Source organism: Telluria sp. Soil_C_11, assembly GCF_057657395.1.
Window position 1 is genome coordinate 627,099 of sequence record NZ_JBDGIN010000001.1, and the last position, 12,398, is coordinate 639,496.

13 protein-coding genes are annotated in these 12,398 nt (G+C 65.0%); 6 read left to right on the forward strand and 7 right to left on the reverse strand.

The features are described 5' to 3' along the window. Nucleotides 1-175 precede the first annotated feature (175 nt). The 7 genes from mtgA to mpl all read right to left on the reverse strand — a co-directional run bounded on the left by mtgA (nucleotide 176) and on the right by mpl (nucleotide 7,601). Nucleotides 176-919 carry a monofunctional biosynthetic peptidoglycan transglycosylase gene (gene mtgA / locus AC3A6M_RS02705; RefSeq protein ID WP_487851226.1) on the reverse strand — a complete coding sequence of 248 codons (744 nt, stop codon included), beginning with the start codon at nucleotides 917-919 and terminating at the stop codon, nucleotides 176-178. A 20-nt stretch (nucleotides 920-939) separates the two neighbouring features. Further along, complete coding sequence (gene aroE / locus AC3A6M_RS02710) at nucleotides 940-1,764, reverse strand: shikimate dehydrogenase (RefSeq protein WP_487851188.1); 825 nt, start codon at nucleotides 1,762-1,764, stop codon at nucleotides 940-942. A 13-nt stretch (nucleotides 1,765-1,777) separates the two neighbouring features. Next, on the reverse strand, nucleotides 1,778-2,665 hold the full coding sequence (locus tag AC3A6M_RS02715; RefSeq protein ID WP_487851189.1) for a TonB C-terminal domain-containing protein: 888 nt from the start codon (nucleotides 2,663-2,665) through the stop codon (nucleotides 1,778-1,780). 227 nt (nucleotides 2,666-2,892) lie between these two features. Continuing rightward, a complete protein-coding gene (locus AC3A6M_RS02720) occupies nucleotides 2,893-4,953 on the reverse strand; it encodes a ribonuclease catalytic domain-containing protein (RefSeq protein WP_487851190.1) in 2,061 nt (686 codons plus the stop codon). A gap of 1 nt (nucleotide 4,954) precedes the next feature. Then, nucleotides 4,955-5,551, reverse strand: coding sequence for a chorismate--pyruvate lyase family protein (locus AC3A6M_RS02725; RefSeq protein WP_487851191.1), 597 nt, complete (start codon nucleotides 5,549-5,551; stop codon nucleotides 4,955-4,957). After that, entirely contained in the window at nucleotides 5,548-6,189 is a 642-nt protein-coding gene (locus tag AC3A6M_RS02730; RefSeq protein ID WP_487851192.1) for a YqiA/YcfP family alpha/beta fold hydrolase, read from the reverse strand. Before AC3A6M_RS02730 ends, AC3A6M_RS02725 begins: the two co-directional genes overlap by 4 nt. Continuing rightward, nucleotides 6,186-7,601 (reverse strand): UDP-N-acetylmuramate:L-alanyl-gamma-D-glutamyl-meso-diaminopimelate ligase, encoded by a 1,416-nt coding sequence (gene mpl / locus AC3A6M_RS02735; protein ID WP_487851227.1) that lies wholly within the window; start codon nucleotides 7,599-7,601, stop codon nucleotides 6,186-6,188. The genes AC3A6M_RS02730 and mpl overlap by 4 nt, the downstream gene beginning before the upstream one ends. A 32-nt stretch (nucleotides 7,602-7,633) precedes the next feature. Here mpl and AC3A6M_RS02740 point away from each other — a divergent pair, with 32 nt between their 5' ends. The 6 genes from AC3A6M_RS02740 (at nucleotide 7,634) to prmA (ending at nucleotide 12,395) form a co-directional block, all read left to right on the forward strand. Further along, entirely contained in the window at nucleotides 7,634-8,266 is a 633-nt protein-coding gene (locus tag AC3A6M_RS02740; RefSeq protein WP_487851193.1) for a hypothetical protein, read from the forward strand. Further along, a complete protein-coding gene (locus AC3A6M_RS02745) occupies nucleotides 8,259-8,816 on the forward strand; it encodes a TlpA family protein disulfide reductase (protein WP_487851194.1) in 558 nt (185 codons plus the stop codon). The genes AC3A6M_RS02740 and AC3A6M_RS02745 overlap by 8 nt, the downstream gene beginning before the upstream one ends. Before the next feature lie 103 nt (nucleotides 8,817-8,919). Next, on the forward strand, nucleotides 8,920-9,357 hold the full coding sequence (gene aroQ, locus AC3A6M_RS02750; protein ID WP_487851195.1) for a type II 3-dehydroquinate dehydratase: 438 nt from the start codon (nucleotides 8,920-8,922) through the stop codon (nucleotides 9,355-9,357). A gap of 88 nt (nucleotides 9,358-9,445) precedes the next feature. After that, the gene (gene accB, locus AC3A6M_RS02755; RefSeq protein ID WP_487851196.1) at nucleotides 9,446-9,916 is read left to right on the forward strand and encodes an acetyl-CoA carboxylase biotin carboxyl carrier protein; all 471 of its coding nucleotides are present in this window, start codon (nucleotides 9,446-9,448) and stop codon (nucleotides 9,914-9,916) included. Between the two features lie 131 nt (nucleotides 9,917-10,047). After that, on the forward strand, nucleotides 10,048-11,448 hold the full coding sequence (gene accC / locus AC3A6M_RS02760) for an acetyl-CoA carboxylase biotin carboxylase subunit (protein WP_487851197.1): 1,401 nt from the start codon (nucleotides 10,048-10,050) through the stop codon (nucleotides 11,446-11,448). Beyond that, nucleotides 11,445-12,395 carry a 50S ribosomal protein L11 methyltransferase gene (gene prmA / locus AC3A6M_RS02765; protein WP_487851198.1) on the forward strand — a complete coding sequence of 317 codons (951 nt, stop codon included), beginning with the start codon at nucleotides 11,445-11,447 and terminating at the stop codon, nucleotides 12,393-12,395. Before accC ends, prmA begins: the two co-directional genes overlap by 4 nt. Nucleotides 12,396-12,398 lie beyond the last annotated feature (3 nt).

Here is a 12,398-nt window from a genome sequence, read left to right on the forward strand (position 1 = left end):
TTCTCGGCCGGATTCGGAAACAGCGCAAGTGTATACGTAAGCCCTGAGCCCGGCCACCCCGCAGGCAACAAATTTGCCGGCTTAACCTACATCAAACCGGGGTCAGACTCCCGATTTTGGCAAGAGCTTGCGAGACATTTCCAAAAATCGGAGTCTGACCCCGGTTTGAGCCAGATTAAGGGAGATCGGCGGCGTTCATGCGGCGCTGGATGACGCCGGTGCGGCGCGCCAGGTAGTTGGTCTGGCGGTGGGCGTCGTAGTAGCGCGGGTTCGGCAGCATGACCGCCAGGCGCGCGGCCTGGGCCGGGTCGAGGCGGGCCGCCGTGCTGCGGTAGTAGTGGCGCGCGGCCGCTTCGGCGCCGAACACGCCGCGGCCGAATTCGACCACGTTCAGGTAGATTTCGAGGATGCGCTGCTTGCTCATCACCGTTTCCAGCATATAGGCGATGACCAGTTCCTGGCCCTTGCGCAGGTAGTTGCGCGAGCCGGACAGGAACAAATTCTTGGCTAATTGCTGCGTGATGGTGGAGCCGCCGCCGACCACCTTGTGGCGCTTGTTGTTGCGCTCGTAGGCTTTTTCCAGGGCTTCCCAGTCGACGCCGTCATGTTCGGTGAAGTTGGCGTCTTCCGAGGCGATCACGGCGCGTTTCAGGTTGTTCGAGATGCGCTCGTAGGGCACCCAGACCTGTTCCAGCTTCGCGTTCGGGTTCTTTTCGCGCAGCGCCGACAGCTGCTCGCGCATCATGCTCGTCGACGACGGATTGAACTGGGTCCACCAGCAGATCATCGCGAAGAAATATAGCTGAAGCAGTAGCACGGCCAGCAGAGGCCCAAGAAAGATCCACTTTACCCAGCGACGGCGGCCTTTGCCGCTTCTGGAGCCGGCCGTGCTTGCAGTCTTGCCACCGGCGGCCGCCATGCCCGCCTTGAGCGCTTTCATCATAGTCGTGATCGCATCTGTTCCAGGATGGTTGCGGTCTGCGGACGCACGCCGCGCCAGATGGCGAAGGCTTCGGCGGCCTGCTCGACCAGCATGCCCAGGCCGTCGCGCACCGCGGCGCCATGGCTGGCGGCGAACTGCATGAACGGACTCGGCATTTTCCCGTACATCATATCCAATGCCAGCGTGTCGTGGCAAAACGCGGCCGCCGGCACCGGCGGCATGGCCGACGACAGGCTGGCGGAAGTCGCATTGATCACCACGTCGAAGGCGGCGTCGATCTCCTCGAAGCCGCACGAAGACAGCTGGCCCGGATGCGCAAGCCGATCGGCGAAGTGCGCGACCAGGGCGTCGGCGGTGGCGCGGGTGCGGTTGGCGATCACGATCTCGCGCGGGCCGTGCTGCAGGATCGGCAGCACCACGCCGCGCGCCGCGCCGCCCGCGCCCAGCAGCAGCACGCGGCGGCCAGCCAGGGGCACGCCGGCGTTGCGGACGATGTCGGCCACCAGGCCGGGGCCGTCGGTATTGTCGCCGATGATCTCGCCGCCCTCGAAGCGCAGGGTGTTGACGGCGCCGGCCAGGCGCGCGCGCTCTTCGAGGCGGGTGGCGATGGCGGCGGCCTCCAGCTTGAACGGCACGGTGACGTTGGCGCCGCGGTAGCCGCGCGCGATCAGACCGCGCACGGTTTCCGCGAAGCCGTCCAGCGGCGCCAGGCAGCGTTCGTACGCGATGTCCTGGCCGGTCTCGCGCGCGAAGGCGGCGTGGATGTCCGGGGATTTGCTGTGGGCGATCGGATTGCCGATCACGCAGTACTGGTCGCTCATTCGCATCTGACTCCTATGCACCTTTTTCTTCGCGCAGTTCCGCCTGCAGCCTGCCTTCGCGGGTAAACGTGAAGGTCGTGATCACGATCCACAGGTCGTCCTTGTCCGAAGAACGCATATTCGCCGGGAATTTGCCGAACGGCGCGGCGCGGCGCACGATGCCCAGTGCGGCCTGGTCCAGCGCGCGGTTGCCGGAACTGCGTTCGATGCGCGGCCCGCCTTCCTTTTCGTAGATGCTGCCGTCCTGGAATACCGGAATGTACATCACCAGCTCGCCATACAGTTTCTGGCCGCGTTGCTGCGGGAAGCTGAGGGTGCCGACTTCTTCGACCCGCTTCTGCATGGCCTTGTAGTACATGGCGTAGCCGACTCCGCGCGTGCTGGGGCTGATGAAGGTCTTTTTCGGGCGCTTGTTCTGGTCCGAGATGCGCTGGGTGATCTCGGCCGTCATGCGCGCGATCGGACTGGTGGTGTCGATCGCATCGGCGCCCTTGCGCGACGGGTCGGGCTTGGCCTGTTCGGCGACCGGCGCGGCCGTGAAGCCCGATCGATGCACCTGGGTCAGGACGTTCTTCTGCTGCTGTTCCAGTTCGGCGATGCGGCGCTGCAGGGCCTTGATGCTGTCGCCGTTCTCGATCTTGCGCAGGTCGGGCAGCGGCGACTGGGCGCGTCCGGCATCGGCATGGCCGCCGCCGTCGAGGTTGGCCTGGGCCAGCGCCTCCGCCTTGACCGGGGCGCGCTCGTGCCGGGCGTTGACCAGGATGACTTCCAGCCCCGGATCGGCCGGCTGCAGCCGGAACGCATCCGGCGCGGCGAAGCGGATCGCCAACAGGGATGCGTGCGCCAGCACCGAGAAGGCAATGGCAATCGTCAGGGGGCGGTTGTGTCGGAGGCTGTTCACGTGCTGCGGGATGGGACGGTAACTACCCATTCTACCGTGCGGGACAAGGACTTTGTTAGACCTTGGGGAAACAATCGATCTGGCGAGCAACAAAGAATTGTTGCGGTTTCAAGCGGGGTTAATCAATCGCCAACGGTGCGTGCAAATGTGATCACTGTTCATATGAGACCTGGGGGAAATGACGCCAGGGGCATTATTCCCCCCAGGTTTTCATGAACAGCCGAACATCAGGTCGCCGGCACATCCGTCTGCGTCGCCGGATCGGTCACGGTCACCGACCCCTCGGCCTCGGCCACTTCCTCGGCCGCAGCCTGGCCGGCATCCGCATCCGACGCAGCCGCCTCTTCCTCCTCCTCGAACTCGAGCGCGGCGGCCGCTTCCGGCGTCGGCTCGGCCACCTCGAGCAGGCGGGCTTCCAGAGACAGGTCGACTTCGTCCCAGCGTACGATGTCCATGCGGACCTGGGCGCCGCGCGCCACTTGCGGCATGCCCGGCAGGCGGATCACCAGCGGGATGTCGACCAGGCGCAGCACCTCGTCCTTCAGCACCACGGCATCCACCTGGCGCGCGTTTTCCTGGCCCAGCCAGCGCAGGCACCAGTAGCGCTCCATGTTCTGCTGGAACTCGTTGTAGGCCGCGTAGGCCGCATCGAAGGCCGAGACGATCGAGAACAGGGTCGCGTCGCGGTGCTTGAACGGGGCCACCAGCGGCGCCGTCACGCCGTGGGAGGCGCAGGCCAGGATCTGCCACTGGTTCACCAGGTCGGTGTAGCGGCGCAGCGGCGAGGTGCTCCAGGCGTACTGGTCGACACCCAGGCCCTGGTGCGGGGCCGCGTGGGTCACCATGCGCACCTGGATCTTGGCGTTCCAGCCGCCCGCGCCCGGTCCCTGCGAACGGTAGATGCCCGGCACGCCGGAGTCGTGCAGCAGCTTGCCCCAGGTGCTGTTCGCGAAGATCATCAGCTCGGCCACGATCTTGTCCAGCGGCGCACCGCGCTTGCGGCGCACGATCGTCACCACGTCGTCCTCGACGTAGAAGTTGAAGTCGACGCGGTTGGCCTGTTCCGGCTTCAAGCCGAAGGCTTCGCGCTTCTTCATGCGGCCCGCTTCGAGCTGCAGCGCCCACTTCCACAGCAGGCCCAGTTCGTCCTTGTGCGGATAGTCGCCGGCGCCGCTCTCCAGCACGTCCTCGGTGACCAGCGCATCGAGTTCGTTGAGGCGCAGGTTGGTCTTGATCGGCACGCGCTCGGCGCGGGTCTCGGTCGACAGCACCGACCAGGTCTGCGGATCCAGGGTCGCGTACAGCGACAGCGCCGGGCAGTCCTTGCCCTCGGCCAGGGTGAAGGCTTCCACCACCTCGTCCGGCAGCATGGTGATCTTATCGCCCGGCATATACACGGTCGACATGCGCGCGCGCGCGATCTTGTCGATCGCATCGTCCGGGCGGATGCCCAGGCCCGGCGCGGCGATGTGGATGCCGACCCGCACCATGCCGTCGTCGAGATGCTCGACCGAGAGGGCGTCGTCGATCTCGGTGGTGGTCACGTCGTCGATCGAGAATGCCGCCACTTTGGCCAGCGGCAGGTCGCTTGGTGCCGCCGGCACGCTCACTTGCGGGAAGCCGGCGCCGCGCGGGAAGTGCTCGAACAGGAAGCGCGACATGTGCAGCTCCTTGGCCGAGGCGACGCCCCTGGTGGCCAGCATCAGGCGCTGCTGCGTGGTCTGCAGTTCGCTGGCGGCCGTCTCGAGCGCCTTGTATTCGATGCCGTTCTTGTCCGGCTTGAAGAGCAGCTGCTGCACCAGCGGCTGCATCGCGGCCGGCAGGCGGCCCGCCTTCAGCTCCTCGACATAGGAGGCCTGCACGATCGCCTGCTGCTTCTTCTTTTCGATGCCGGCCAGGGCCGCGCGCAGCGATTGCTCGGGCGCGGCCTTGTAGCGTCCGCGGCCCTTCTTGTAGAAATAGATGGGCGCGTTGTGCAGCGCCAGCACCAGGCCGGCCGCCTCGAAAGGCAGCGGCGCATGGCCGAAGTATTCGGCGCCCAGCTCGGCGAAACCGAATTCCTCCTGGCCCGCGACTTCCCACAGGAATTCGAGGTCGACGTCGCCGGCGACCGTCTTGGCCTGCTCCAGCAGTTCGGCCGGGGACGGCTTGTCGAACTGCAGCAGCACGTCGCGGGACTTGACCTTGGTGCGCTTCCCGCTCGGCATTTCGACCTGGTAGGCCTCGCCCGCCTGCGACAGCACGGTGCCGACCTTGAAGTCGCCGGATTCTTCAAAAAAGACGTTCATATCACTTCACATTCGTATTGGTTGCGACCGCCGCCAGGTTCAGCACCGCCGGCAAGAATACCTCGGTGACCAGCAGCAGGCCTTGACGGCGGCGATAGACGCAGCGCCGCGCATGGTGGACGGCATCCGGCCGCAGGCCCAGTCCCTCGCGAGCGAGCGCCGCCTGCACGCGCGCCAGCAAAGGGTGGCCCGGGCGGATCCGGGCAAATTCGAGTTGGCCGCGCTTCACCAGCGGGTCGTAGAAAAGCGTCGTGCCGAGCGAGCGCTCGCCCAGCGCCGAGAACAGCGGCCAGTCATTTGCGGTCGCGCTCAGGGGCACCACGGTATGGCCGTAGACCACCGGCGCGCCGTCGCAGCGCAGCAGCACTTCGCGCTCCCACACCCGTGCAGGCCGGGCCAGGCCGATCGCTTCGGCTTCGTCCGCCAGGCACAGGTTGCCCGCCTGGCGCAGCATCTGCACGCGGAACTGGCGGCTGTGCGCGATCAGGCGCGCGGTCAGGGAACCGGGCGTGGCCAGCCAGTCGCGCATGGCGGCGCTTGCCCCCACGCCGTCCGGATGCGCCAGCCAGCGGGCCCGGCGCAGCGACGCCGGCCTCACGACCCGATGTCCGATCCGGCGACTGCCCTGGTGGAGGTTTCGGCGCCGGCGATGCCACAGAATGCCAGCACCTCGTCGACATACTGCTCGAACTCCGACACCGCATGGTCGCTGCCCTGGATCACATGCTGGCGCGCGCCGGCGTAATGGGCAAGCATGTCGCGGTAGTCCAGCACTTCGTCGCCGGTGGCGGCCAGCAGGAAGTAGCGCTCGGGGCGCGTGATCCGCGCCACGCGCAAATCGGCCAGTTCGTCGATGTACTCGCGCTTGAATTCGAAGGGTTCGTCTGAATGCCAGGCAGTGGTCACGCCGACGTGCTTGTCGAGGTCCTTCAGCGGATCGACCGCCGGATTGATCAGCACCGCGCGGCAGCCGAAACGCTCGGCCAGCCAGGTCGCGTAAAAGCCGCCCAGCGAGGAGCCGACGATGGCCAGCGCATCCTCTCCCCTGGCGGCATGGCGCTCGGCCAGGGTCAGCACCAGTTCCATCGCCGCTTTCGGCGAGGCCGGCAGTTGCGGGCAGATCAGCGACTGCGCGCGGCCGAGCTGCGCCATGCGCTGCTGCACCACGCGCGCCTTGAAGGAACGCGGGGACGAGCGGAAGCCGTGCAAATATAAAACGTGCTGCGCAGCGTTCATTCCGCCAGCGCCTCCAGCAGCTTCTGGTGCACGCCGCCGAAGCCGCCGTTGCTCATCACCAGGATGTGGTCGCCCGGCTGGGCAGCCTGCACGATGGCCTGCACCATGTAGTCGAGCTGGTCGAAGCTGTGCGCGATATTCCCCAGCGGTTTCAGGGCATCGGCCAGCGACCAGCCCAGCGCCTGCTGGCTGCCGAAGCCGAACACCAGGTCCGCATCCTTCAGGCTGCCCGGCAGCGCATCCTTCATGGCGCCCAGCTTCATGGTGTTCGAACGCGGTTCGAGCACGGCCAGGATGCGGCCGGTCGTCCCGATCTTCTGGCGCAGGCCGCCGACGGTGGTGGCGATCGCGGTCGGATGGTGGGCGAAGTCGTCGTACACGGTCACGTTGCGCACCACGCCGCGCACTTCCATGCGCCGCTTGACGCTCTGGAAGCGGGCCAGCGATTCGATCGCCTGGGCCGGAGGCACGCCGACATGGCGGGCGGCGGCGATCGCGGCCAGCGCATTGGTGCGGTTGTGGTGGCCGGTCAGGTCCCAATGGACGGTGCCCTGCAGCTCGTTATTGAACAGGACATCGAAGCTCGATCCGCCCGGATGCTCGACCAGGCTCCAGTTCACGCCTTCGGATGCGCCGAAGGATTCCTTCTCGCTCCAGCAGCCGCGCTTGAGCACGCGCGTCAGCGAGGCTTCGTCGCCGTTGACGACCAGCCGGCCGACGCCGGGCACGGTGCGCACCAGGTGGTGGAATTGGGTCTCGATCGCGCCGATATCGGGGAAGATGTCGGCATGATCGTATTCCAGGTTGTTCAGCACCGCGGTCTTGGCGTGGTAGTGGACGAACTTGGAGCGCTTGTCGAAGAAGGCGGTGTCGTACTCGTCGGCTTCGATCACGAAGAAGTCGGAATCGGTGTCGCCGGACAGGCGCGCCGAGATGCCGAAGTTCATCGGCACGCCGCCGATCAGGAAGCCCGGCGAATAGCCGGCATCTTCGAGGATCCAGGCCAGCATCGAGGTAGTCGTGGTCTTGCCATGAGTACCGGCAACAGCCAGCACCCATTTATTACGCAGAATATGTTCGCCGATCCATTGCGGGCCAGACATATACGGCAAGCCGCGGTTCAGGATTTCCTCGATCAGCGGATTACCACGCGTCATCACGTTCCCGATCACGTACAGGTCGGGATTGAGCGCTACCTGGTCCGGGCTGTAGCCCTGGATCAGTTCGATGCCCTGGGCTTCGAGCTGGGTGCTCATCGGGGGATAGACGTTGGCGTCGCACCCGGTGACGCGGTGGCCGGCCTCTTTGGCCAGGACTGCCAGGCCGCCCATGAAGGTGCCGCAAATGCCGAGGATATGGATGTGCATGGTGTCGGAACAAAAAAGCGAATACGGGATTCTACCCGACGCGATGCCATTTTCCGTTCAAGAGTATGATCACGAACATGATGCCAACGCCAAATGATGACCTCCAACAGTTGCGCGCGCGAATTGCTGTCACGGCCGCGCGCATGATCGCGCAGGATGGCGCCGACTATGCCACCGCCAAGGCCAAGGCCGCGCGCCAGGTGCTGGGCGTGGACCGTCCCTCCCCCAACTACTTGCCGGACAATATCCAGGTCGAGGACGAAGTGCGCCGCTACCAGGCCCTGTTCCAGGGGCCGGCCCAGTCCGCACGCCTGCAACGCCTGCGCAGCGCCGCGCTCGAGGTGATGGAACAGCTGGCCGAGTTCCGGCCCTACCTCACCGGCGCCGTGCTGAGCGGTTCGGCGGGCGAACACGACGATATCCACCTGCAATTGTTCGCGGATAGCGCCAAGGAAGTCGAAATCTATCTGTTGAACCGCAACGTCGACATCGACATCTCGGAAACGCCGCACTTCAAGGGCGGCCGCCACGAGCCGGTGGAAACCGTGAGCTTTCAATGGAAGAAGGAAACCGTCCACGCCGAACTGTATGAAATGAACGACTTGCGCGGCGCCCTCAAACCGCGCGCCGACGGCCGCCTGCAACGCGTGGACGCGGCCGGCCTGCGCGCCCTGATGACTACCGATGAAACGTTAGAACAAGATGAATAAGAAGAATCTGGCCGGTTACGCCATCCTGGCGACCGCCTTTGCCGTGTTCGGCGCTATTGCCGCCGTCAAACAGGAAGCGAAAGGCCCGCTCACCACCTCCTATGCGCCGACCGATGGCCGCCCTCACACGGCAGTGAGCAATCTGTATGCGCAATCGCTGAACGACCTGTCCGGCAAGCCGCAGTCCCTGGGCCAGTGGAAAGGCAAGCCGCTGCTGGTGAATTTCTGGGCATCGTGGTGCGCGCCCTGCGTGCAGGAGATGCCGGAGCTGTCGGAACTGGCGGCCAAGGATGGCGGCAAACACTTCAACGTGATCGGGATCGGCATCGATTCACCGGCGAACCTCAACGAATTCGTCAGGAAAACGAAGGTATCGTATCCCTTGTATGTGGGCGGCATGAGCGGCACCGACCTGTCCCGCGAGCTGGGCAACGTGAATGGCGGTTTGCCGTTCACGGTGCTGATCGGCCCGGACGGCCAGGTGCGCAAGACTTACCTGGGCCGCCTGAAGTTCGATCAACTTCGCGCAGATCTGGCCAAGCTGCAGTAATGGCGAACGGTCGTGCACTTATATTCCAGGCGCTTTATATCGCTTGCCAATACGTAATGTTGGCGGCAAAATGCCTGTCTTTCGAGCAAATAGACGGTTCATCATGGCGAAAAAGCTACTGCTGCTCAACGGCCCCAACCTGAATTTATTGGGGACGCGCGAGCCTGCGGTGTACGGCGCAACGACCTTGGCCGACATCGAGCAGGCCGCCACCGCCCAGGCAGCAGCGGCTGGTGCAAGCATTGCTTGTTTCCAGAGCAACCATGAAGGAGCGTTGATAGACCGCATCCATGCCGCGAGGCAGGAAGGGGTGGAGGCAATCGTCATCAACCCGGGCGGACTGACCCACACCAGCGTTGCGCTGCGCGATGCGCTGGCGGCGGTGGAGATTCCGTTCGTGGAAGTCCACCTCTCTAATATTTATAAGCGTGAGGAGTTCCGGCACCACTCGTTTTTGTCTGCGATCGCGCAAGGCACGATTTGTGGACTGGGAGCTGATGGATATCGGTTTGCCATCGACTTTGCGCTCAAAGAGCGTTAATCTACGTCAACTTCACGCATCCTGTGCGGATTTGCGCACCACCTGACGCGCCGCATAATCAACAACAAATAATTCCAAGGGGTTTCACATGGATCTACGAAAACTCAAGACATTGATCGACCTCGTCGCCGAATCGGACATCGCTGAACTCGAAGTGACCGAAGGCGAGAGCAAGGTTCGCATCGTCAAGTCCTCCGCAATCCCGCAGAATCAGGTGGTCATGGTTCCGCCGCAAGGCGTGCAGCAGTTCTCCGCACCGGCCGTCGCCGGCGCCCCGGCCGCAGCCGCGGCACCGGCCGCAGCGCCGGCCGCCGCCGAGCCGACCGGCCACGTCGTGAAGTCGCCGATGGTCGGCACCTTCTACCGCTCGTCGGCGCCGGGCGCTCCGGCCTTCGTCGAAGTCGGCGCCACCGTGAAGGAAGGCGACACCCTGTGCATCATCGAAGCGATGAAGCTCCTGAATGAAATCGATGCCGACATCTCCGGCACCATCACCAAGGTCCTGGTGGAAAACGGCCAGCCGGTGGAATTCGGCCAGCCGCTGTTCGTGATCGGCTAAAGTAGCAAATCAAAGGGCCGGGTTCTCCAAAAGAGAGGCCGTCTTCCAGTGGAAGGCGGCCGGCCCCCTGAAGTCTTTTCTTCCTGTTGTATCCGGCAAGCCGCCGGCACTCACAGAAAACACCGCATACCATGTTTGAAAAAATTCTAATCGCCAATCGTGGTGAAATCGCGCTGCGTATCCAGCGCGCCTGCCGCGAGATGGGCATCAAGACGGTCGTCGTGCACTCGGAGGCCGACAAGGACGCCAAGTACGTGAAGCTGGCCGACGAGTCCGTCTGCATCGGTCCCGCGCAGTCCGCGCAGAGCTACCTGAGCATGCCGGCGATCATCAGCGCGGCCGAAGTCACGGACGCCGAAGCGATCCACCCGGGCTACGGCTTCCTGTCGGAAAACGCCGACTTCGCCGAACGCGTCGAGAAATCGGGCTTCGTCTTCATCGGACCGCGTCCGGAATCGATCCGCATGATGGGTGACAAGGTGTCGGCCAAGCAGGCGATGATCCGCGCCGGCGTGCCCTGCGTGCCGGGTTCGGATGGCGCCCTGCCGGACGATCCGAAGGAAATCATCCAGACCGCGCGCCGCATCGGCTACCCGGTCATCATCAAGGCCGCCGGCGGCGGCGGCGGTCGCGGCATGCGCGTGGTGCACACCGAAGCAGCCCTGCTCAGCGCCGTGCAGATGACCAAGACCGAGGCCGGCACTGCCTTCGGCAACCCCGAAGTCTATATGGAGAAGTACCTGGAAAATCCGCGCCACGTGGAGATCCAGGTGCTGGCCGACGAGCACAAGCAGGCCGTCTGGCTGGGCGAGCGCGACTGCTCGATGCAGCGCCGCCACCAGAAGGTGATCGAGGAAGCGCCGGCGCCGGGCATCCCGCGCAAGCTGATCGAGAAGATCGGCGAGCGCTGCGCCGAAGCCTGCCGCAAGATCGGCTACCGCGGCGCCGGCACCTTCGAATTCCTGTACGAAGACGGCGAGTTCTACTTCATCGAGATGAACACCCGCGTGCAGGTCGAACACCCGGTCACCGAAATGATCACCGGGATCGACATCGTCCAGGAACAGATCCGCATCGCCTGCGGCGAGCGCCTGCGCTTCAAGCAGCGCGACATCATGCTGTCGGGCCACGCGATCGAGTGCCGCATCAACGCCGAAGATCCGTTCAAGTTCATCCCGTCGCCGGGCCGCATCACCAGCTGGCATCCGCCGGGCGGCCCCGGCATCCGCGTCGATTCGCACTCGTACGCCGGCTACTACGTGCCGCCGCACTACGACTCGATGATCGGCAAGGTCATCGCTTACGGTGCGACCCGTGAACAGGCCATTCGCCGCATGCAGATCGCGTTGTCGGAAATGGTGGTCGAGGGTATCCTGACGAATATCCCGCTGCACCGCGAACTGATGGTCGACGCCCGCTTCATCGAGGGCGGCACCAACATCCACTACCTGGAGCAGAAGCTGGCCCACAAGCCGGACCTGCCGAAGGATGGCGCGATCGGCTCCAAATCCGAGTCCAAGGGAGACGCATGAGCTGGACTGAAGTCATCATCGAGATCGCCCGCGAGCACGCCGAGGGCCTGTCGGACGCCCTGATGGAAGCGGGCGCGCTGTCGGTCTCGGTCGAGGACGCCGACGAAGGCACCGCCCAGGAAAAGCCGCTGTTCGGCGAGCCGGGCATGGTGCCTACCGAGGCCGCATGGGACCACAGCCGCGTGGTCGCCCTGACGGACGTCGATGCCGACCAGGCCGCGATCGTGGCCGAAGCGGCAGCCGCCATCGGTCTCGCTTCGGTTCCGGCCTTCACCACCCGCGGCGTCGCCGACGCCGACTGGGTGCGCCTGACGCAGTCGCAGTTCGAACCCATCCATATCGGCAAGAACATCTGGGTCGTGCCGAGCTGGCACGAAGCCCCGGACCCGAACGGCCTGATCCTGGAAGTCGATCCGGGCCTGGCCTTCGGCACCGGCAGCCACCCGACCACCCGCCTGTGCATGGAATGGCTGGAAGCGCATCCCGCGCCCGGCAAGTCGGTGCTGGACTACGGCTGCGGTTCGGGCATCCTGGCGATGGTCGCCAGGAAGCTCGGCGCGCAGGATGTGATCGGCGTCGACATCGACCCGCAGGCGATCGAATCGGCCAAGCTGAACGCCGAACGCAACAGCTGCGAGATCGACTTCTTCGTGCCGGACGAGTTCGTGGGCTCGGAGTACGGCAACAGCTGCTTCGACATCGTGGTCGCCAACATCCTGTCGAGCCCCCTGAAGCTGATGGCGCCGATGCTGTCCGGCCGCGTCGCTCCCGGTGGTTCGCTGATCCTGTCGGGCGTGCTGGCGCGCCAGGCCGAAGAAGTGGCCGCCGCCTACGCGCCTTTCATCAAGCTGGGCGTCTGGGCCGAGCACGACGGCTGGGTCGCCCTCCATGGGCAGCTCGGCCTGGATACCGCACCGCCGCCGCGCTCCGCCACCTCCGGCGAGTGACCG

Bases quoted from the DNA above. Each gene is read 5' to 3' on its own strand.
- mtgA (WP_487851226.1), bottom strand. From the start codon at position 919: ATGGCGGCCGCCGGTGGCAAGACTGCAAGCACGGCCGGCTCCAGAAGC.
- aroE (WP_487851188.1), bottom strand. From the start codon at position 1,764: ATGAGCGACCAGTACTGCGTGATCGGCAATCCGATCGCCCACAGCAAA.
- AC3A6M_RS02720 (WP_487851190.1), bottom strand. From the start codon at position 4,953: ATGAACGTCTTTTTTGAAGAATCCGGCGACTTCAAGGTCGGCACCGTG.
- AC3A6M_RS02730 (WP_487851192.1), bottom strand. From the start codon at position 6,189: ATGAACGCTGCGCAGCACGTTTTATATTTGCACGGCTTCCGCTCGTCC.
- AC3A6M_RS02740 (WP_487851193.1), top strand. From the start codon at position 7,634: ATGATGCCAACGCCAAATGATGACCTCCAACAGTTGCGCGCGCGAATT.
- AC3A6M_RS02745 (WP_487851194.1), top strand. From the start codon at position 8,259: ATGAATAAGAAGAATCTGGCCGGTTACGCCATCCTGGCGACCGCCTTT.
- aroQ (WP_487851195.1), top strand. From the start codon at position 8,920: ATGGCGAAAAAGCTACTGCTGCTCAACGGCCCCAACCTGAATTTATTG.
- accB (WP_487851196.1), top strand. From the start codon at position 9,446: ATGGATCTACGAAAACTCAAGACATTGATCGACCTCGTCGCCGAATCG.
- accC (WP_487851197.1), top strand. From the start codon at position 10,048: ATGTTTGAAAAAATTCTAATCGCCAATCGTGGTGAAATCGCGCTGCGT.
- prmA (WP_487851198.1), top strand. From the start codon at position 11,445: ATGAGCTGGACTGAAGTCATCATCGAGATCGCCCGCGAGCACGCCGAG.